Below are 20,530 nucleotides of genomic sequence, written 5' to 3' on the forward strand. Positions count from 1 at the left end.
GGGCGCGCCTCTGGCGCCCCCGTGACCGGCCGGTAGAGACTTGGAGTGTGAAGCCATTCCTGCTCCTCGCCTCGCGCGCTGAAGACACCGCCGCCGAGGACGAATACCTCGCTTATCTTCGCTACTGCGGACTCAAGCCGGAGCAGTTGCACCGCATCCGGATGGAAGCCGCCCCGCTGCCTGACCTGGAACTGTCCGACTATTCGGGCGTCATTGTAGGCGGCAGTCCCTTCACTTCCAGCGACCCGGCCGAGCATAAGAGCGCCGCCCAGCACCGGGTGGAGCGTGAACTCGCGGTGCTGCTGGACCGGATTGTGGCCGAGGACTTCCCGTTCCTCGGCGCCTGCTACGGCGTCGGCACGCTCGGACTGCACCAGGGCGCCGTGATCGACCGGACGTATGGTGAAGGGCTCGGCGGCGTAACCATCAAACTGACGGCGGAAGGGCTGCAGGATCCCCTCCTGCGCGGACTGCCGGAGAGCTTCATTGCGTTCACCGGCCACAAGGAAGCCTGCACCGTCCTGCCCGCCCACGCGGTGCTCCTGGCGAGCTCGGCCGCCTGCCCCGTGCACATGTTCCGGATCAAAACCAACCTGTACGCCACCCAGTTCCACCCTGAGCTGGATGCCGACGGGCTCGTGACGAGGATCGATATCTACCGCCACGCCGGGTACTTCCCGCCGGAATCGGCCGAAATGCTCATGGAAGACGCCCGGCGGTTCACCGCGACGGAGCCGATGAAAATCCTGCGGAACTTCGTGGAGCGCTACGCGAGCTAAACCCCTGCCGCTTGCCGTCCCGCTTGCCGCGCCGCGCGTTCCTGCCCGGTTGCTTTCCGGCCGACACGGAAATGCCCGGCGTGTTCGAGGAACACGCCGGGCATTTCCGTCAGCAACTGGGCTGGAGCGTCAGGCTACGTTGTTGGTGTAGTCGAGATCGCGGGTTTCCTTGCTCACAAACAGGGCAATCAGCGTCAGCACGGCCATGGCGGCGAGGTAGACACCGACCAGCGCCGGGCTGCCCTTGCCCACTTCCCAGAGCCAGACGGCGATGAACGGAGCCACGGCCGCACCCAGGATGCTGGAGAAGTTGTAGCTGATGGCCGAGCCGGTGTACCGGACGTTCGTCGGGAACAGCTCCGGCAGCAACGCACCCATGGGCCCGAACGTCAGGCCCATGAGGGAGAACCCGATGATCAGCAGCGCCATGGTGCCCACGAATCCGGCGCTGAACAGCGGGACGAACAGCAGGCCGAACGCGATGATACCGACCGTCACGGCGATGAGCATCTTGCGGCGGCCGAACTTCTCGGCCAGGGGACCGGAGACCAGGGTGAAGATGCCGAAGAACACGACGCCGACAATCAGCATCCAGAGGAAGTCGTTGCGCGTGTAGCCCAGGCCTGGGACAAACGCCGCGGCCGCGGCCTCGGTCATCGGCTTGCCCGCCTTCTCGGCTGCGGCCTTGGCGGCATCAAGGCTGGAGGCCCGGGTTCCGTAGGTCAGCGTGAACGTGGTCATCAAGTAGAAGAGCACGTAAGTCGCGAGCATGATGAACGTGCCCAGGATCAGGTGGCGCCAGCTGCTCTTAAAGACCCGGGCGAGAGGCAGCTTGGCGACCTCATTGGATTCGATGACCTTCGTGAACGCCGGGGTTTCGATCAGCTTGAGCCGGACGTAGAGGCCGATGATCACCATGACAGCGCTGAGCAGGAACGGCACGCGCCAGCCCCACTCCATGAAGGCCTGCGGCGACAGGGTGTAGCTGAAGACAAGGAAGATCACGTTGGCGATGATGAAGCCGATCGGGGCACCCAACTGCGGGAAGGTGCCATAGATGGCGCGCTTGTTGGCCGGGGCATTCTCGGTGGCCAGCAGGGCCGCACCGCTCCACTCGCCACCGAGGGCAAGGCCCTGGAAGAAGCGCATGACGACCAGGAGGGCCGGAGCCCAGAATTCCCATCCGTCCACCTTCGCCGTCGGCAAGCAGCCGATCAGGAAGGTGGCAATGCCCATGGTCAGCAGCGAGGCCACGAGGGTTCCCTTGCGGCCGAACTTGTCGCCGAAGTGGCCGAAAATGATCGAGCCGAGCGGGCGGGCGATGAACGCCACGCCGAATACAGCGAAGGATGCCAGCAGCTGGGCGGTCTCGTTCTGCGCCGGGAAGAACAAGGAGGGGAAGACCAGCACGGCAGCGGTGGCGTACACGTAGAAGTCGTAGAACTCGACGGTGGTGCCGATCAGGCTGGCGACAATCACGCGGCCGCGCGAATTCACCTGCTTGGTGGACCCATGCTCCGCGGAGGTTGCAGTGGATGACATGTAGTAACGCTTTCATGAAGACCGGTCGGATGTTCCCCAAGAGCCCGATGCCCGGGGCCGCCGGCTAGGGATTCGTATATGTCCGATAATAGTTCCCAACGTCCAGTCAATGGACAAATAGTCCGTTATTTGGACGCCGTGTCGTTGTCTCACGTGGTGGTCGTCACACCTATTCTCACACCGTCATAAAAGCCCTGATAGGCAAAAGTCACAGCGCGTTAATAAACGGCGACCGTCCCGGAAACGCGGCAACCCTACTTTGGAAGGACAACACCCCCCAAGGAGGTCTCCCAAGTGACTGCTGAACGCACCGCCGAAATCGGCACTGCAGATGCCGGCGCCGCCCGCACCGGCGCCCTTACCCTCGACCACCGGCCCGGCCGCTGGATCGCCAACTGGGATGCAGAAAACAAGGAACAGTGGGAATCGGCCGGCCGCTCCATCGCCCGGCGCAACCTGAACTGGTCCATCTTCGCCGAGTTCCTGGGCTTCGTGGTCTGGCAGCTCTGGTCGATTGTGGTGGTACAGCTCCCCGCGGCCGGCTTCACCTTCACCACCTCGGAAATCTTCTGGCTGATCTCCATGCCCAGCCTGGTGGGCGCCACGCTGCGGATCCCCTACACGTTCATGGTCCCCCGCTTCGGCGGCCGCAACTGGACCATTGTCTCGGCCCTGCTGCTGCTCATCCCCTCGATCGGGCTGGCCATGTGTGTCTCCGACCCGGAGACCCCGTTCGGCACCATGCTGTTCGTGGCCGCCCTCGCGGGCTTCGGCGGCGGCAACTTCGCCAGCTCGATGGCCAACATCACTTTCTTCTACCCGGCCCGCGAAAAGGGCTGGGCGTTGGGGCTGAACGCCGCCGGCGGCAACCTCGGTGCCGCCGTCGCACAGCTGGCCGTTCCGATTGCCATCACCCTCCTGGCCGCCGGCACCGTCAACCTGCCCGTGGCCGGCCTCATGTGGGTCCCGCTGATCCTGCTCGCCGCGTTCGGCGCCTGGAAGTACATGGACAACCTCACCAGCGCCAAGGGCGATGTCGCGGGCTCGCTCGCCGCGCTCAAGGAGCCGCACCTGTGGATCATGGCGCTGCTGTACATCGGCACATTCGGCTCGTTCATCGGCTTCGCCGGTGTGTTCCCCAAGCTCATCAAGGACTACTTCCCGGCGTTCTCCTCGATCGGCGTCGGAACCGTGGCCCTGTCCCTCGCTTTCCTCGGCCCGCTGGTCGGCTCGCTGGCCCGCCCCTACGGCGGACGCATGGCGGACCGCATGGGCGGCGCCCGGATGACCGTTTCCGCCTTCGCTGCCATGGCCGTCATCACCCTCACCATGGTCTGGACGCTGCCGCTGAAGAACTTCTGGCTGTTCCTTGGCCTGTTCCTTCTGCTCTTCACTGCCAGCGGCTTCGGAAACGGTGCCACCTACCGGATGATCCCCATCATCTTCGCCACCTCAAGCCGGGCAGCAAAGTCAGGTGCCAGCACGGTAACCACCCAGCGGCTCGCGTCCTCGGCCCTGGGCCTGGTCTCGGCCATCGGCGCCTACGGCGGATTCGTCATCCCGCAGGTGCTCAACGCCTCGAACTCCGCCAGTGGCTCCTACACCCCGGCGTTCTACGGATTCGTGGGCGCCTACGTCCTGATGCTGACCGTCTGCTGGTTCTTCTACATCCGCAACGCCAACCGAAATGCGATGGGACACGTCTAACATGACCAAAAGCGCCGACACGCACTGCCCTTACTGCGCTCTGCAGTGCGCCATGACGCTGACGTCTCCAGCGGTTCTGACCCCGGCTGTCCAGCCGGGGTCAGAGCCCGTGACGGAACAAACTGCACCCGCCGTCGCCCCGCCGCTCCTGACAGTCGCCGGACGGGACTTCCCCACCAACCGCGGCGGCCTGTGCCGCAAGGGCTGGACCTCCGCCTCACTGCTGAACCACACCGGCCGCGTCACGGAACCGCTGCTGAGGGGCGCCGACGGCGTCCACCGCCCGGTCAGCTGGGACGAGGCCCTGACGCGGATCGTCGCGGCCGTGAAGCGGGCCCGCGCCGGGCACGGGTCGGACGCCGTCGGCGTGTTCGGCGGCGGCGGCCTCACCAATGAGAAGGCCTACCAGCTGGGCAAGTTCGCCAGGCTGGCCCTTGGCACCTCGCGGATCGATTACAACGGCCGGTTCTGCATGTCCTCGGCCGCCGCGGCCGGCATGCGCGCGTTCGGCCTGGACCGCGGGCTCCCGTTCCCGCTGGCGGACCTCGACGCCGCCAGCACCATCCTGATGCTCGGCTCCAACGTGGCCGAGACCATGCCGCCCTTCGTCCAGCACCTCCAGGGTGCGCGCGACGCCGGCGGGCTGATCGTCGTCGACCCCCGCCGCTCCGCCACCGCGGCGTTCACTTCCGACGGCGGCGGCCTGCACCTGCAACCACTGCCCGGCACCGACCTCGCCCTGCTCCTGGGCATCTCGCACGCCGTGATCCACGAAGGCCTCGCCGACGCCGGGTACATCGCGGACCGGACCTCCGGCTACGAGGCCGTGGCCCGCAGCGTCGGAAGCTTCTGGCCGGAACGGGTCCAGTCGATCACCGGCGTCCCCGCGGGGCTGATCCGTGAAACCGCCCGGCGGCTGGCCGACGGCGCTCACAAGGGCGGCAGCTACATCCTCACCGGCCGGGGCGTCGAACAGCACGTCGACGGCACTGACACCGCCACGGCCGCCATCAATCTCGCCCTCCTGCTGGGCCTGCCGGGCTCCGCACGCAGCGGCTACGGCACGCTCACCGGCCAGGGCAACGGCCAGGGCGGCCGCGAACACGGGCAGAAAGCGGACCAGCTCCCCGGCTACCGGAAGATCACCGATCCCGCCGCCCGCGCCCACATGGCAAAGGTCTGGGACGTGCCCGAAACCCTCATCCCCGGCCCCGGCCTCCCCGCCGTCGAACTCCTCAAGTCCCTCGGACAGCCCGACGGCGTCCGGTGCCTCTTCGTGCACGGCGCCAACGTGGCGGTGTCCGCCCCGGATGCCAACGCTGTGATCGCGGGCCTGCGCAGCCTGGACTTCCTGGTGGTGTGCGACTTCTTCCTCTCCGAGACCGCGGCCGAGGCGGACCTGGTCCTGCCGGTCACCCAGTGGGCCGAGGAAGAAGGAACCCTGACCAACCTCGAGGGCCGCGTGCTGCGCCGCCGCCGGGCCCTCACTCCCCCGCCCGGGGTGCGTAACGAGCTGTGGATCATGACCCGGCTGGCCGAACTGCTGGATTCGCCGTCCACGTTCAGCGAGGACCCGGAAACCGTGTTCGAGGAACTCCGGCTCGCGTCCTCCGGCGGCCTGGCCGACTACTCCGGGATCGACTACGCCATGCTGGACCGCGGCAAGGCCGCCTACTGGCCCTACCCCGCCGGAAGCGACGGAACGCCGCGGCTGTTCCTGGATGCCTTTGCCCATGCCGGCGGCCGGGCCGTGTTCACGGCGGTGACGCCCCGACGTCGTGCGCCTTCTGCCGGCGCGGCCCCGGTGGCCGCTGCGGAACGCGCCGGCGCTCAGCAAGCCGGAGCGGACTGCGCCGGGACGCCGATGACGCTCATCACCGGCCGGCTCATGGAGCACTACCAGTCCGGGGCGCAAACCCGCCGGGTGGCCGCGCTGGCCGAAGCCCAGCCGGAGGCGCGGCTGCAGCTGCACCCCGCCGCCGCCGCCGCCCAGGGCATCAGTGACGGCGACTACGTCTCGATTTCCAACGAGCGCGGCGTGGTCAGCTGCCGTGCCGAGCTGAGCGCGGACATCCGGCCGGAGACGGTGTTCCTGCCGTTCCATTTCCCGGAACTTGAGAGCGCCAACCGGCTCACAGAGGCCGCCACGGACCCCATTTCCGGGATGCCCGAGTTCAAGACCAGCAAGGTGTGGATCCACCGGGCGGTTTCCGGAGACGCTCTCTCCGGGGGCGCGGCCGGCAATCGCAGCGGCGCTCCGGCCCGCGTTCTTCAAGCAGAGGAGACCTCATGACTGAGCGGATTGTGGTGGTGGGCTTCGGGCCCGTCGCCGCGAGGCTGATCGACGAGTTGCTGCCGGCCGTGCGCAGCGGCATCGCGCACCTGACTGTGGTCGGGGAAGAGTCCGAGGCGGCGTACAACCGCGTGCTGGTGGCTGATCTTGGCGTCGGACGCACCACGCCGGCCGCCCTGGCCCTCGCCGACGCGGCGGCACTGGTGGCCGACGGCGTCGATGTCCAGCTGGGCGTCCGCGTCCGCCGCGTGGACCGCGCCCGGCAGCGGGTCTTGCTGGGCGACGGCACCTCCCCCGGCTACGACCGGCTCGTCTTCGCCACCGGTTCGCGCCCTGTCATCCCCAACCTCACCGGGCTCAACCCGGACCCGGCCGCGCCGGTGCTGCCGCCGGGCGTGACCGCCCTGCGGGATCTCCGCGACGCGGCCGTGCTCCACGCTGCGGTGGCGGGCGGCAAGCGCGTGGTGGTCCTGGGCGGCGGTGTGCTGGGTCTGGAGACGGCCCTCGCCGCGGCCGAGGAAGGCGCCACCGTGACCGTGGTGCACAACGGCCCCCATCCCCTGGGCCGGAACATCGACCGCGGCGGCGGCTCCGTGCTCGCGGCCTCCTTGCGGAATTGCGGCGTGCGGGTGGCCGGCAACGCCCGCTCTGTCGGCGTGGAACACAACGCGCCCGACGGCGGCTTCTCGGCCCTGCTGCTCGACGACGGTTCCGCGCTCGACGGCGAGCTCCTGGTGCTCTCCTGCGGCGTCCGGCCGCGGACCGAACTGGCGGAAGGCTGCGGTCTCTCCACCGCCGCCGGGATCCTGGTGGACCACAAGCTCCGCGCCCACCACGAGCCCCACATCTTTGCGATCGGCGACTGCGCCGAGGTCCGCTGCCCGGACCCCGAGTGCGTTCAGTGCCGGACCTCGCGCGGCCCGTCCGGGCTGGTGGGGCCGGGCTGGCGGCAGGCCGAATGGCTCGCCGACTATCTGACCCTGTTGGCATCCGGCGCCGACGCGGAGGCCGAGGCACTACCCTCCCTTCCCGCTGAACTGCCGGCCGTGATCGTGCTCAAGGCCCGCGGCATGAACATGGCCGTGGCCGGGGATGTTGCCGCAGACCCGTGGGACGAGGAAGCCCTGACCGCCGGGGCCGTGAACGGCCGGGCCAGGCTGCAGATCGCCCAGTGGGCCGATCCCGAGCACGGCCGCTACGTCAAGATGACCACCCGCGCCGGTGTCCTCGAAGGCCTCGTGTCCGTCGGCATGCCCCGCACCTCGGCCGAGCTGGTGCAGCTGTTCGAGCGCGGCGCCGAACTCCCTGCGGACAGGTCACTGCTGCTGCGCCTGGACGGACCGGACCAGGCCGCCAGGGCGGGCTCCGTGGACCCTTCCCGGACGGTCTGCCGGTGCGCCGGCGTCAGCGGGACGGCCATTGCTTCTGCTGTTACGGAAGGTTGCGGGACGGTGCCCGAGGTATCCGCGGCCACCCGTGCCGGCACCGGCTGCGGCGGCTGCCACGACGACATCAAGGGGATCATTGAGGCCCACTTTCAGGGCGCGGTTGCCTAGGCGGGAGTCCTGACGGCCGGACGCCGAACAAGCCGGAGGCACACGTCAGAAACGGTGCCGCGACGCGCCGCTGAGCCGGGCTATGGTTCCGACGCCCCGGAGGTGGAATACCCTTCTTCGTCGGACACCGGCGCGGCCGCTCACCCTTTGCGGCGCCCAGCCGGCCCGGACTGTTTTACTGCGCTGTGTTGTCGAACATCGCCTGCCACTGGGCATGCTCGCGGCCCGCGTCCAGCCGGCGGTTAGCAGTCCACCTGGGCAGATATTCGGGCGCGGGCAGCTCCCGGGCAGGCTTGGGCTTGGAACTAGACTCAGGCCGGGTCCGCACAGGCCTGGCCGCGGGCCGGGTCGTGACAGGTCTGGCCGCAGGCCGGGCCTGGACGGGCTTCCGGGGGTAGTTCGGCTTCGGACCGGCCAGCGTCCAGTTGACCACGGCTCGCATGATGAGCACGAGCACCCACAGGCCAATCCCCGCCAAGATGTATTGCCAAAACACCACCAGTAACAAGATGGCCAAGAGCACAAAAATAAACATGGCGACATTATGCCTATGCGGAACGCTTGGAGGTAGGGGCCTTCCTCCCTGATCGCCGGCATGGGAGATGTCGTCCGTATGGTTCTCCCCGTCGTAAGGATGCAGGAACTGAGTCGGAGTGCCGGTTGATCCGCGGGCGGCAGACCCTGAACTGCGTGAGGTCAGTTCTCGGACGGTTTTCCACTGGCTGATCGCTGCAGCCGCTGCAGGTTTTGTTCGTCGGCGTCTCCGACCCGCAGGGCACTGGCCGGAGCCGGGCCCAGAACTGGCGGCAAAGCGGGGCCCTGTCGTTGAATCCGCCCACCGCGTCTGGTGAGCACCGCCGTTGCCACTCCTCCCAGCAAGAGCAGTCCGCCAGCCACTTCCGTAGCCGAGGGCACCTCCTGCAGGGCCAGCCACGCGGCGCTCATCCCCACGACCGGCACTAGCAGCGTAAAAGGGACCACGGCCGACGGCGAGTATTTCGCGAGCAGCCGGTTCCAGATCCCGTAGCCCACCAGTGAAGCGAAAACCGCAGTGTAGAGCGCGCTCAGGACAGTGGCGGGTTGGAGGTCTCCGATCGTTGCGGTGATGGCATCGGGACCATCGATGATCAGTGAAAGCCCGGCGAGCGGGAGCGGGACCACCGCACCGGACCAGACCACCAGCCCCAGCCCCGACGCCGCCTTGGCTTTGCGCGCAACCACGTTCCCCACAGCCCAGGAAAGCGCCGCGGCCAGCACAATGACGAAAGGAAGTAGCGGGGCAACGGCGCTGCGGCCCACCGCCACTACCGCCAGGCCGGCGACGCCAAGTACGACGCCGGTCAACTGACGCCCGCTGGGCCGCTCGCCTAGGAACACGGCGGCCAACAGAACCGTAAGCAGAACCTGCGCCTGGAGTACCAGGGAGGCCAGACCAGCCGGCATGCCCAGCGCCATGGCCAGGTACAGCAGCCCGAACTGGCCGGCGCTCATGAAGAGTCCGACGCCGATAATTGCTGCCCAGCTAACATCAGGCTTGCGCACGAAGAAAATCCAGGGGAAGACCACCAGGACAAACCGCATGGCCACGAACAGCAACGGCGGAACGTCGCGTCCGTTGCTGTGGAGGCCCAAGTCGATGGCCACGAAGTTTAGGCCCCACAAGACAGCGACGAGGGTGGCAAGCAAGGAATGGCGAAGGTTCACGCTCCCCACCCTGACAGAGAGGAGCATGAAGCACCAGCGTTGATTCATACCGCATAGCATGTACGTTTGCTTCATGATAGACATCGGAGCGCTCCGTGCGCTGGCAGCGATTGAGCACCATGGTTCCGTCATTGCAGCATCAGAGGTGATGGGCTTCAGCCCGTCGGCGGTATCGCAGCAGATCAAGAAGCTGGAAAAGCAGACCGGCTTCTCGGTCCTGGAGCGGCATGGCCGAGGGGTGCTGCTGACGGAGCGCGGACTTGCCCTGGCCGCTTATGGGCGCCGCATTCTCGCCGAACTGGAAGAACTCCAGTCCACGCTCCTGGCCGATCCCGCCAAACCGTATGGCCGCCTAAGGGTGGTGTCCTTCTCCACCGCGTGCCGGGGGCTGGTGGGGCCGATGCTGGGCATGCTCTCTTCCTCCGGAACCGATCTGGACGTCACTGTGCTGGCTGAGGACCCACGTGAAGCGGTGGCACGCGTAGCCGGCGGCGAAGCTGACCTCGGCATCGTCCACGACTGGAACTCCGTCCCGCTTGTGATCCCTGAGCATGTGGTGCTCGAGTGGCTTTGCGATGACATCGCGGATCTGCTGGTTCACCGCAACCATCCCCTGGCAAGAAGGGCGGAGGTGGAAGCCGCCGATATGGTTGATGAGCGCTGGATCAGCACCCCGCACGGCGCCATCTGCAACGAGGCCCTATTGCGGATTTTTGCCGATCTGGGCCGTGTCCCGGATATCCAGGTCTACGATCCGGACTTCGCAACCCACATCGCGCTGGTGGAGCAAGGGGCCGTGGTGGCGCTCGTGCCTCGTCTCGGCAGGCCAGCGCTGCCTGCGGATGTGGTCACTGTACCGGTCCATCCCGTGCCGGCTCGTCATGTGGGGATCGTGCACCGCAGGACCATGACCGAAAGCCCGGGCATTCAGCACCTTGCCGGCCTCCTGCGCAAGATTGCAGGCCCAGCTGCAAGCTAGAGCCATGTTTTCCCATGCTGCCGGCTGTTTGATCGCCCGCTCGCGCCCAGCCTATGCGACGGACTGTTCCTGCTCTGGGGTGAGAATTCGAGAACTCCCAAGCCAACGGGAAGTGGGCCTTTCTCCCCTTGGCACCGCCGCTGGCCGGGGATGCAATGATCGTAGGCTCCGTTCGTCAGCAGGAGGCATCCCATGAACGTTCCGGTTATCTTGGCGCTCGTCGCGATCGTTGTGTTCGCCGTCGTCGTGGTCATGACGCGAGACAAGGATCCGCAGCAGCGGGCCACGGTGCTGCTCCGGACCGGGGCGGCCATCATGGCCGTGTTCACGGTTCTCGCGGCAATCGTCATTGTTGGCGACTCGCTGCAGAACCCCGGCGGAACGGCCGCGATGCTGATTACCCTGGCCTGGGTGGTGCCGATGCTCATCCTCGCGGTCGCGGCGTGGTTCTGGCCGGCTCCTACCGCTCCCCTGCTGCTCGCACTGTCTTCCGCCTTCATCGCCGCCTGCGTGTGGTTGGCCTTCGACCCCGCGGCCCTGCGCAGCTTCGTCAGCGAAAACGGACCCCTCATTGCCGTCAGCGTCGTCGCGCTTGCCTTCCCGGCCGCCGTACTCGGCCTGAAGCGGACCGTGCTGGCCGGCTGGCTGCTCGTAGCCCTCGGCGTGCTGCCGCTCGTGATCACGGTCATCGCAAGGTCTGGCCCGGTCGGATCGATCGTCGCTGCCAGCGTGATCCCCCTGATCGCGGGAATCAGCTACCTCCTCTCCGACCGGATGGCCCACGGGCGCACAGCATCCGGGAAGCAACAGGCAACCACCGCCTGAAAACGTCCGGTTACCCGGCCGCGTAACGCGAATCGGGCCGGAAACAAACGGCGGGTAGCATCGGGGGCATGGACGCCGACGACGACGACATCACCGAAGAACTGCTGGCGGACGCCGGGAAACTGACCGGGCTGAGCCTGGAACTGCTGGGGCTCGATCCGCACCCGGACGACATGACGGCGGAGCAGCGGCTCCAGTTTGATCCCGAGGACCTGGCAGAGATGGCCGCCGTCTCTCCGGTCGACCGTCACATAGCCGTGCGCCAGACACGCCTGCTGGCCGGACTCCTGTGGAACTCCTCCAGCATCCTGATCGACCAGTTGTTCCGCGACCTCGGAACGCTCAGCACGCTGGACGGTATCACGCCGGCCGACATCGCCGGGACCTCGGTCCTGTCCTCGCTGCCGCCGCAGTTCGCGGCCAGCTACGACGCGAAATTCACCCAGAAGTTCGTTGTGGTCGCGGCAGACGTCACAGCGTCCCTGGTCCGGGGCTGGACCGCCCCCGGATGCCTTGCAGCGGAACTTGCCGTCCGTTGCCTGCTCGATCAGGCGGAAATCACCGAAGAAATCTACGAATTGGACCTTCCGGAGGACTGGCGGGCCGACGTCGAGGAAGTTCTGTTGGAGGATGCCGACAGCGAAGCGCTGTACTCCGAGAACCTCGATGTTCTCGAGGACGACGCCGCAAGTCTGGGCTTCGAAGAGTGGTTCAAACCCTTCGCCCCCGGCGACACGGTTCCGCCGTACGCCTACTCCTGAGCCCTATTTCTGAATCCTGCACGTCTGAATTCCGCACCTGAGCCCTGCCCCTGACGCTCGGCCCTACTTCTGACTGCCCGGCTTGGCCATCCACGCCAGATAGTCTTCCGTGAAGCGCTGGACGCCATCCCACTCGGTGTAGACATAGTCACGGCTGGTGTCCGTATCCGGGGAACCTTTGTCCTTGGCGATTTTCTTCATCAGGTGCCTCTTGATGAAGCCGTAATGGGTGTACAGCAGCGCGCCGGCGAACAATTCGACGTGGGCGGGCCGCCACCCCGTGGTCTCCTCGAATTTCTCCACGTAACCCTCGGCGTGTTCCTGGTCTCCGTGGGCGGCCATGCTGACGGACACCAGGGCGGAGGGCAAACGCTCGAGCTCGCCGCGGTTCTTCTTCACAAAGTCCGTGACATGCCCCTCGTGTTTGCCCATATGAACGGAAGCGGCCACGATGACGCCGTCGTAGCCGGCCGGGAGGGTGTCGCCCGCATGTTTGAGGTCCGCCGTCTCTGCCTGGTGCCCGTGCGCCCGGATCAGCTCGGCCATGTAGTCAGCGATCTGCGCTGTCTGTCCTTCAACGGTGCCGTAGGGGATATAGACGTTGGCCATGAATCCATGATGTTGCGGCCGGCAGTGGCGGGGTACGGCCGAAGGTCCCTGGGCCATTGCGGCACTTCCCTCCTCAAGGCCGTGCTCTTGACGGCCGTGCTCTTCACCGCCGTGCTCTTGACGACGGCGGCCCGCCGACATGAGATTGACCCAGGCCCGGTCCGGTTCTTGTGCGACCGGCCGGTACACAGGCATCCACGACGAAAGGACACCACATGTCCCTGCTCGACTCCGCCCACTGGGAGGGCAAGATCTACGTCAACGGCTGGCGGCCCGGCAGCGGCGGGACCGGCGACGCCGTCGAACCTGCAACGGGCGAGACGTTGGGCCACTATGGCGTTGCCTCCGTGGAGGACGTCCGCGAGGCCGCCGCCGTGGCCGCGAAAGCGCAGAAGGAATGGGCCGCCCGTAATCCGGAGGACCGCGCCGCCGTGTTGCGCCGCGCGGGACAGCTCTGGGAGGAGCATGCTGCGGAAATTCAGGACTGGATCGTCAGGGAATCCGGTGGCATCCCGCCCAAGGCAGGGCTGGAAACCCATATCGCCGCCAACGAATGCTACGACGCCTCGGCCCTGCCTTCCCTCCCGGCCGGCGATGTGCTGACCTCGAACGAGAACCGCTGGTCCTTTGCCCGGCGCCGCCCCGTCGGCGTCGTCTCGGTGATCGCGCCCTTCAACTTTCCGCTCATCCTCTCCATCCGCGCCGTCGCCCCGGCGCTGGCACTCGGCAACGCCGTGCTGCTAAAGCCCGACCCGCGCACGGCGGTCTGTGGCGGCGTCACCCTGGTTCGGGTGTTCGAGGAGGCTGGCCTTCCCCCCGGCCTCCTGTCGCTCCTGCCCGGCGGCGCCGATATCGGCGCCGCCGTCGTCGAGGCGCCCGAGGTCCGCGTCGTTGCCTTCACGGGGTCGACGGCGGCGGGCCGCAAAGTGGGCGAGGCGGCCGGCAGGCTGCTCAAGCGTGCCCATCTGGAACTCGGCGGGAATAACGCCATGATCGTGCTGCCCGGTGTTGACCTCCCCAAGGCTGTTTCCGCCGCCGCGTTTGGCTCCTTCATGCACCAGGGGCAGATCTGCATGGCATCCGGCCGGCATATCGTGCACGCGGACATCTATGAGGACTACGTCAGTGCCCTGGCGGAAAAGGCTCGGCATTTGCCGGTGGGCGACCCCAAGAGCGGAACGGTGGCACTCGGCCCGGTGATCGACGAGAAGCAGCTCCACCGGGTGGATACGATCGTCCAGGACGCGGTCCAGGGTGGAGCGCGGCTGGCAGCAGGCGGCAGCCATGACGGCCGCTTCTACCGGCCCACTGTGCTCGCCGACCTCGACCTCGCCAGCCCGGCGTGGAAGGACGAAATCTTCGGTCCCGTGGCCCCGGTGATGAAGTTCTCCACCGTGGACGAGGCTGTGGCTCTGGCCAACGACAACGAATACGGGCTCTCGATCGGGATTCTCGGCGACGTCGGCATGGCCATGACGATCGCCGACCGGCTCGACTCCGGCAAGGTCCACATCAACGAACAGACCGTGTCCGACGAGGCCAACTCGCCCTTTGGCGGGGTCAAGAACTCGGGCAACGGCTCACGGATCGGCGGCCATCACGCCAACATGGAATCCTTCACGGAAATTCAGTGGCTGACCATGCGGCCGGACATCGCACCATACCCGTTCTAGGGCTCGAACACTTCTAGGGGTCGAATACGGACGAGCCGATCATGAAGATACCGCGCTGCGGGATCCAGAAGTCGCCGAGCCTGTCTTGGACAGGAAGGGCCGCGGTGTGTCCCAGGCTGTGCCCTTTGAGGTGAGCCGTGCTTTCGCGGACAAACCACATCCGCCGCGGGCGCGCCCCAAAGCTTTGGCCGTTGGGCACTTTGCCCGTCAATCCGAGGTGCCCCGCCCCCAGCACCGGCCCGGCGATGGCCCCCATGACGCGCAGGAACGCCCGGCTCCGCCACAGCCGCTCCGGAACGGCGCCGGACACCGCGGACATGAGCCGGGTGACCGGGGTCGCCGCCAGCGTCAGGTCCCAGCTCAGGTCCACCCCGTCAGCGACCTCCACGCTGAAGGAGTAGTCGTCGCGCCATCGGATCGAGATCCCGCCCGTCGACGCCGCTCCGAGGGCGCTGCCGAAGTAGCGGGGGCAGGAGGACCCGGGCTCAACGGTGCTGTGCATCGTCCAGACCCCGGCAGGGTCACGGATCCAAATAGAGTTGTACCCCGGGCCGACCGAGGAGGCCGGAAAATGCCGCAGGGCAAGGACGTAGCCGGAGCTGAACGGAACGCCCATCACGCCGTACCCGGCAAAGCATTCCGCCGGGCCGGAGGGCAGCACGGGGTGCTGGTCCACGGAGTCAACAACAGTGCGGGGACTCTGCATGGCTACAGCCTCCGTTTGGTCACATATGATCTCGTGTCACATGTGGACGTGGAGCCGCCGGGCTGCTTCGGAGATGGAGCCGCTCAGCGACGGGTACACGGTGAAAGTGCTGGCAATGTCGTCGACATGCAGTTTCTGCGTCACGGCGATCGAGATCGCGAAGATGAGCTCGGAGGCGTTCGGGCCCACCACCACCCCGCCAATGACGGTGCCGGAGCCCTTGCGGGCGAAGATCTTGATGAAGCCGTCGCGGTGGTTCCGCATCTTGGCGCGGGCGTTGCTGCGCAGGGACAGCTTGATGATGTCGCCCTGGTACTTGCCGGAGTCGATCTCGGCCTCGGACACGCCCACGGAGGCGATCTCGGGCGAGGTGAAGATGTTGGATGCCACCTGGTGCAGCTTGATCGGCATGACGGCGTCGCCCAGGAAGTGGGCCACGGCGATCCGGCCCTGCATCGCGGCCACCGAGGCCAGGGCCAGGACGCCGGTGCAGTCGCCCGCGGCGTAGATGTTCGGCGCCGTGGTGCGCGAGACGCCGTCGACCTTGATGTGGCCGCTCTCGGTGAGCGCGACGCCGGCTTCCTCCAGACCGATGCCGGCGGTGTTCGGGATGGAACCGACGCAGACGAGGCAGTGGCTGCCGGTCACCTTGGAACCGTCGCCGAGGGTGACCACGACGCCGTCCTCCGTGCGCTCCACGGTCTCGGCGCGGGCACGGGAGAGGACCTTGAGTCCGCGGCGTTCGAAGACACCCTCGAGGACCTCGGCGGCGTCGGTATCCGAGCCCGGCAGCACGCGGTCGCGGCTGGAAATCAGGGTGACTTTGGAGCCCAGGCCGTTGTAGGCCGAGGCGAATTCTGCCCCCGTGACACCGGAACCCACCACGATGAGCTCTTCGGGGAGTTCGTCCATGTTGTAGATCTGGGCCCAGTTCAGGATGCGCTCGCCGTCCGGACGCGCGGTGGGCAGCTCGCGCGGGTGGGCGCCGACCGCCAGCAGGATGGTGTCGGCTTCCACCGTCTCGGTGCCGTCGGCGGTCAGGACCTCGATAGTGTGGTTGTCCAGCAGCTTGCCGGAGCCGATCACGATGCGGACGTTCTGGTGTTCCAGCCCGGCCTGGATGTCCTCCGACTGCTTCCGCGCCAGGCGGAGCAGGCGGTCGTTGATGTGCTTGAGGTCCGCGCGCATCGCCGGGGCAAAGTCGCCGCCGTCGACGTCGAACTTGACGCCCAGCTCGCCCGCCTCACCCATGCGGGTCATCAGGTCTGCCGTCGCGATCAGGGTTTTGGAGGGCACGACGTCGGTCAGCACCGCGGAGCCGCCGAGCCCGGCACGCTCGATGATGGTGACCTGGGCCCCCAGCGAGGCGGCGACCATGGCGGCTTCGTAGCCGCCGGGCCCTCCGCCGAGAATTGCGATGCGGGGTGAACTGAAGTCAGGGTGCGTAGTCACAATCAACCATTGTCCACCATCCGAACCGGAGCCACCAAGAATCCGGGCCGCGTGCAGAACCGGCCGGGCATGCTGGGCAGCAGGGCCGAGCCGCGATAACTTGTACCAGTGAGTTATACAGAATTCCTCAACACGGACCCTTTCGACGCCGCCCGCGACGCCGCCGCCTACATCGCCGAAGAGACGGGCGTCGATTCCCATGACGTCGCGCTGGTCCTCGGCTCGGGCTGGGGCGACGCCGCCGAGCTCATCGGCGAGACCACCGCCACCCTCTCCGCCGCGGAAATCCCCGGCTTCTCCGCACCGTCCGTGGTGGGGCACGTGGGCACCATCCGCTCGGTGCTGACCAAAGAGGGAAAGCGGGCCCTCGTCCTGGGCGCACGCACGCACTACTACGAGGGCAAGGGCGTCCGCTCCGTGGTTCACGGCGTGCGCACCGCCGCGGCCGCCGGCTGCAAGACCCTCGTGCTGACCAACGGCTGCGGCGGGCTCAACGAGAACTGGACGCCCGGTACGCCGGTGCTCATCAGCGACCACATCAACCTCACCGCCACCTCTCCGCTGGAAGGGGCAACGTTTGTGGACCTGACGGACCTGTACTCCTCCCGGATCCGCAGCCTGGCCCGTGAGGTGGACCCGTCCCTGGACGAGGGCGTCTACGCCCAGTTCACGGGCCCGCACTACGAGACCCCCGCCGAGGTGCAGTACGCCAAGCGGATCGGCGCCGATCTGGTGGGCATGTCCACGGCCCTGGAGGCCATTGCCGGGCGTCATGCCGGCATGGAGGTCTTTGGCATCTCGCTGGTGACCAACCTCGCCGCCGGGATCAGCCCCGTGCCGCTCAGCCACGGCGAGGTCCTTGAAGCTGGCCAGGCCGCCGGCCCGCGGATTTCCAAGCTGCTCGCGGAGATCATCGCCAAACTCTGAACCCGGGCCCTTACCTAGGCCCTGATCTATGCCCTGGCCGGGGCCTCTTTTAAGCCCTGCCACAGATCCTGGACTACCCCGCTGCGATCATTCCACAGCCAAGTAGTCCAGGATCTTTTCCTTGTCGGACGGGAACCGCCGCTCGATCGAGTCTGCGATCCCGGCGATGCTCTGGCGCGCCAGCGCCTGCCGCCACGCGAGTTCGGCCTGGCGCATCGTCTGGGAAATGAGGCACGTCCGCGCAAAATTCTCCTGCCGGTCCGGCTCGGGGACATTCCCGAGGATCGCCTCACACCGGAAGGCGGCCTCCTGGCCCTCCAGCGCCAGCACGATGTCCAGCACCGTGATGTTTTCCGGCCTGCGCGCCAAGAGAAATCCGCCGCGGGGCCCGGAGACGGATTCCAGCACACCGGCCCGGACCAGCGACTGAAACTGCTTGTTAAGGTAGGCGGCCGGGAGTTTGTAGAACTCGGCCAGCCGGGCGCTATTCACTGGTTCCCCGGGCGGAGTCCATGCCATATTGACGCAACTGTGCACGGCCCATTCCACGCCACGGCCCATCTTCATATTCCAGACGCTACGTGTCCGGAAATTTGGGTGTCAAGGTCCCGCTGGAAGCTTTGAGATGGAACTGAAACCCCAACTCTCGATTCTCCGGGCAGGTATCGCCAACGATTGGCGATAGTTTGGTTCCTATGACGTCTTCTGATGCCGACCTCGCCCGACTCCTGAGCGATGCCCGCGACTGGGCCACCCAGGACCCGGACCCCGCCACCGCCGCCACCCTGGCTGAGCTGATCCGCCTCACCGATGGCGGCGTCGCCGCGGCCCGCCAGGAGTTGGCCGACAGCTTCAGCGGCACCCTCCAGTTCGGCACCGCCGGACTGCGGGCGGCCCTCGGCCCGGGACCGAACCGGATGAACCGCGTGGTGGTCCGCCGCGCCGCCGCCGGCTTCACAGCGTTCCTCACGAACGCCGTCCAGCAGGCCTCCCCCGGCACCCGGCCGCGCGCCGTCGTCGGTTACGACGCCCGCTACAACTCCGATATTTTCGCCGAGGAAACCGCCGCGATCCTTACCGCTGCCGGTGTTGAAACCTTTTTGATGCCGTCGGCGCTGCCCACCCCGCTGCTCGCGTACGCGGTGCGGGCGCTGGACTGCGACGGCGGCGTCATGGTCACAGCCAGCCACAACCCGCCGCAGGACAACGGGTACAAGGTGTACCTCGGCCGTCACGCGGTTGAGGAAAGCGGCCGCGGCGCCCAGATCGTGGAACCCTACGATGCCCTGATAGCGGCGAAGATCGCTGCCGTCGGCGCCCTGGACTCGATCGAACTGGCCACCGACGGGTGGACGGTGCTGGAGCCCTCGATCGCGACCGAATACCAGGACGCCGTCGCGGCCCTGGCGGTTCCGCAGCACTTCCCGGCCCGCCGGCTGAAGATCGTCCTGACCCCCATGCACGGCGTGGGCGGGGAAACGGCTGTGGCTGTGCTGAACGCCGCCGGCTTCGCCGACGTCACGCTCGTCGCGGAACAGGCGCAGCCGGATCCTGACTTCCCCACGGTGAACTTCCCCAACCCGGAAGAACCCGGCGCACTGGATCTGGCGCTCGAGGCGGCGACGCGCGAGGGCGCCGACATCGTGATCGCCAACGATCCCGACGCCGACCGGGCAGCCGTGGCGGCGAAGGACCCGGCCACCGGCGCGTGGCGCATGCTGCGCGGCGATGAGGTGGGCGCCCTGCTCGGTGCCCACATCGTGGCGCGTCAGGCGGCCGGCGGCGAGCCTGCGGGCGGCGTGTTCGCCAACTCGATTGTGTCTTCCCGCTTGCTGGCGCGGATCGCGGCCGCCGCGGGTTACGCCCACGAGGAAACCCTGACCGGTTTCAAGTGGATTGCCCGCGTGCCGGGGCTGGTCTACGGCTACGAGGAGGCGCTGGGCTATTGCGTCGCCCCGTCGCTGGTGCGCGACAAGGACGGCATCTCCGCGGCGGTGTTGATCGCCGAACTCGCGGCGGCTGCTAAGGCCGAGGGCAAAACCATCTTCGACACCCTGGACGAGCTCTACCTGGTGCACGGGTTGCACGCGAGCGACCAGCTCAGCATCCGGGTGGCGGACCTCGGCCTGCTGGACGCGATGATGAACCGGCTGCGGGTCAGGCCGCCGGAATCGTTCGGCGGCTCCGGCGTCGAGGCCGTCACGGACCTGGCCGTGGGCACCGAGGAACTCCCGCCCACTGAGGGCCTGCTGTACCTGACGAGGGACCTCAGCCGCGTCATCATCCGTCCCAGCGGCACGGAACCGAAGCTCAAGTGCTACCTGGAGGTCATCCGCAGCGTCGGTTCGGCCGCCGAACTTCCGGCAGCCCGGGACGAGGCCCGCGCCGCGCTGGACAGCGTCCTGGCGGACGTCCGCGAGGCGCTGGGCCTCTAAAGCCCTACCTCAATGTACCCGCCCACAATCCGGGTACCGAAGGTGGCGAGCCGGAGTTCCGGGTTGCCGAGGCACTCCCCCGTAGCGAGGTCGTAGACCTCCTTGTACAACGGCGAAGCCACCGTGGGGCGGTCCCCGCGGGATCCGGTAATGCCGCGGGCCATGACGTTCGCCCCGGTGGCCGGGTCTTCCTGCGCGACGGCGAAGACCTCACCGGACACCGTGCGGAACAGGGCAACCTGGCGGCCGGCAATCAGTGCCGCCTCGCCCCACGCGGGTTCCAGGTCCGTCACGGCACACACCCGGTGCCAGCCGGCTGCGGATCCAAATGCCTGATCCTCAAACTCGAGCGTTGCGGTTTCAAGTACGGCGGTCATCCCGGCCCCTCTCTGATACATCCCCTACGGGCTCAACCGCTGCTGCGGCCACATATTCAAGCTAGGCCCGCGGTGTTTCATCCGGACGCGCCGGATGTGTCCGGCGCGTAAAAGAGAGCTCACGCGGCCGGAAATGCTTTCGTGATGCAGAAGTTAAGATCACGAAACATAAGGGAAACTGTAGCGAAATTCCCTTTGCCTAGTC

The 20,530-nt window shown here is 67.2% G+C and carries 18 protein-coding genes; 10 read left to right on the top strand and 8 right to left on the bottom strand.

Translation table 11 applies throughout. The features are described 5' to 3' along the window. The first annotated feature begins 47 nt into the window (after positions 1-47). Positions 48-779 carry a glutamine amidotransferase gene (locus AC1DKQ_RS07820; protein WP_476883666.1) on the top strand — a complete coding sequence of 244 codons (732 nt, stop codon included), beginning with the start codon at positions 48-50 and terminating at the stop codon, positions 777-779. Between the two features lie 129 nt (positions 780-908). On the opposite strand, the gene AC1DKQ_RS07825 is transcribed toward AC1DKQ_RS07820, so the two are convergent. After that, positions 909-2,321 carry an MFS transporter gene (locus AC1DKQ_RS07825; protein WP_476918613.1) on the bottom strand — a complete coding sequence of 471 codons (1,413 nt, stop codon included), beginning with the start codon at positions 2,319-2,321 and terminating at the stop codon, positions 909-911. Between the two features lie 294 nt (positions 2,322-2,615). Here AC1DKQ_RS07825 and AC1DKQ_RS07830 point away from each other — a divergent pair, with 294 nt between their 5' ends. From AC1DKQ_RS07830 to AC1DKQ_RS07840, 3 genes are read left to right on the top strand one after another with little or no spacing between them, the layout of a single operon-like run. Then, positions 2,616-4,028, top strand: coding sequence for an MFS transporter (locus tag AC1DKQ_RS07830; RefSeq protein WP_476918614.1), 1,413 nt, complete (start codon positions 2,616-2,618; stop codon positions 4,026-4,028). Between the two features lies 1 nt (position 4,029). Continuing rightward, positions 4,030-6,321: a molybdopterin oxidoreductase family protein gene (locus AC1DKQ_RS07835; RefSeq protein WP_476918615.1), complete on the top strand. Its 2,292-nt coding sequence runs from the start codon at positions 4,030-4,032 to the stop codon at positions 6,319-6,321. After that, entirely contained in the window at positions 6,318-7,877 is a 1,560-nt protein-coding gene (locus tag AC1DKQ_RS07840) for an FAD-dependent oxidoreductase (RefSeq protein ID WP_476918616.1), read from the top strand. The genes AC1DKQ_RS07835 and AC1DKQ_RS07840 overlap by 4 nt, the downstream gene beginning before the upstream one ends. Positions 7,878-8,052: 175 nt before the next feature. On the opposite strand, the gene AC1DKQ_RS07845 is transcribed toward AC1DKQ_RS07840, so the two are convergent. Both AC1DKQ_RS07845 and AC1DKQ_RS07850 read right to left on the bottom strand, forming a co-directional pair. Continuing rightward, positions 8,053-8,412, bottom strand: a complete 360-nt coding sequence (locus AC1DKQ_RS07845) for a hypothetical protein (protein ID WP_476918617.1) — start codon at positions 8,410-8,412, stop codon at positions 8,053-8,055. A gap of 161 nt (positions 8,413-8,573) precedes the next feature. Next, positions 8,574-9,581, bottom strand: a complete 1,008-nt coding sequence (locus tag AC1DKQ_RS07850) for an EamA family transporter (protein ID WP_476918618.1) — start codon at positions 9,579-9,581, stop codon at positions 8,574-8,576. Between the two features lie 73 nt (positions 9,582-9,654). Between AC1DKQ_RS07850 and AC1DKQ_RS07855 the strand changes: the two genes are divergently transcribed. From AC1DKQ_RS07855 to AC1DKQ_RS07865, 3 genes are all read left to right on the top strand, one after another. After that, positions 9,655-10,560: a LysR family transcriptional regulator gene (locus AC1DKQ_RS07855; RefSeq protein ID WP_476918619.1), complete on the top strand. Its 906-nt coding sequence runs from the start codon at positions 9,655-9,657 to the stop codon at positions 10,558-10,560. Between the two features lie 192 nt (positions 10,561-10,752). Next, the gene (locus AC1DKQ_RS07860) at positions 10,753-11,385 is read left to right on the top strand and encodes a hypothetical protein (protein ID WP_476918620.1); all 633 of its coding nucleotides are present in this window, start codon (positions 10,753-10,755) and stop codon (positions 11,383-11,385) included. Positions 11,386-11,453: 68 nt separating this feature from the next. Then, positions 11,454-12,146, top strand: coding sequence for a hypothetical protein (locus tag AC1DKQ_RS07865; RefSeq protein WP_476883675.1), 693 nt, complete (start codon positions 11,454-11,456; stop codon positions 12,144-12,146). 63 nt (positions 12,147-12,209) lie between these two features. Here AC1DKQ_RS07865 and AC1DKQ_RS07870 read toward each other — a convergent pair whose 3' ends face one another. Then, the gene (locus tag AC1DKQ_RS07870) at positions 12,210-12,755 is read right to left on the bottom strand and encodes a flavodoxin domain-containing protein (protein WP_476918621.1); all 546 of its coding nucleotides are present in this window, start codon (positions 12,753-12,755) and stop codon (positions 12,210-12,212) included. A gap of 215 nt (positions 12,756-12,970) precedes the next feature. Here AC1DKQ_RS07870 and AC1DKQ_RS07875 point away from each other — a divergent pair, with 215 nt between their 5' ends. Then, positions 12,971-14,428 carry a benzaldehyde dehydrogenase gene (locus AC1DKQ_RS07875; protein WP_476918622.1) on the top strand — a complete coding sequence of 486 codons (1,458 nt, stop codon included), beginning with the start codon at positions 12,971-12,973 and terminating at the stop codon, positions 14,426-14,428. A gap of 13 nt (positions 14,429-14,441) precedes the next feature. Here the strand turns inward: AC1DKQ_RS07875 and AC1DKQ_RS07880 are convergent, their stop codons facing one another. Together AC1DKQ_RS07880 and AC1DKQ_RS07885 are read right to left on the bottom strand one after the other, a co-directional pair. Beyond that, positions 14,442-15,134: a hypothetical protein gene (locus AC1DKQ_RS07880; RefSeq protein WP_476918623.1), complete on the bottom strand. Its 693-nt coding sequence runs from the start codon at positions 15,132-15,134 to the stop codon at positions 14,442-14,444. 36 nt (positions 15,135-15,170) lie between these two features. Beyond that, a complete protein-coding gene (locus AC1DKQ_RS07885; RefSeq protein ID WP_476883679.1) occupies positions 15,171-16,586 on the bottom strand; it encodes an NAD(P)H-quinone dehydrogenase in 1,416 nt (471 codons plus the stop codon). A 108-nt stretch (positions 16,587-16,694) separates the two neighbouring features. Between AC1DKQ_RS07885 and AC1DKQ_RS07890 the strand changes: the two genes are divergently transcribed. Further along, positions 16,695-17,513, top strand: a complete 819-nt coding sequence (locus tag AC1DKQ_RS07890; RefSeq protein ID WP_476918624.1) for a purine-nucleoside phosphorylase — start codon at positions 16,695-16,697, stop codon at positions 17,511-17,513. An 87-nt stretch (positions 17,514-17,600) separates the two neighbouring features. Here the strand turns inward: AC1DKQ_RS07890 and AC1DKQ_RS07895 are convergent, their stop codons facing one another. Next, positions 17,601-18,080: an RrF2 family transcriptional regulator gene (locus AC1DKQ_RS07895; protein ID WP_476918625.1), complete on the bottom strand. Its 480-nt coding sequence runs from the start codon at positions 18,078-18,080 to the stop codon at positions 17,601-17,603. A gap of 128 nt (positions 18,081-18,208) precedes the next feature. Between AC1DKQ_RS07895 and AC1DKQ_RS07900 the strand changes: the two genes are divergently transcribed. Then, positions 18,209-19,948, top strand: coding sequence for a phospho-sugar mutase (locus AC1DKQ_RS07900; protein ID WP_476918626.1), 1,740 nt, complete (start codon positions 18,209-18,211; stop codon positions 19,946-19,948). Here AC1DKQ_RS07900 and nirD read toward each other — a convergent pair. Beyond that, a complete protein-coding gene (nirD, locus tag AC1DKQ_RS07905; protein WP_476918627.1) occupies positions 19,945-20,325 on the bottom strand; it encodes a nitrite reductase small subunit NirD in 381 nt (126 codons plus the stop codon). The two genes, AC1DKQ_RS07900 and nirD, sit on opposite strands and share 4 nt — an antisense overlap. Between the last annotated feature and the right edge of the window lie 205 nt (positions 20,326-20,530).

Source organism: Arthrobacter sp. 05L421, assembly GCF_056397785.1.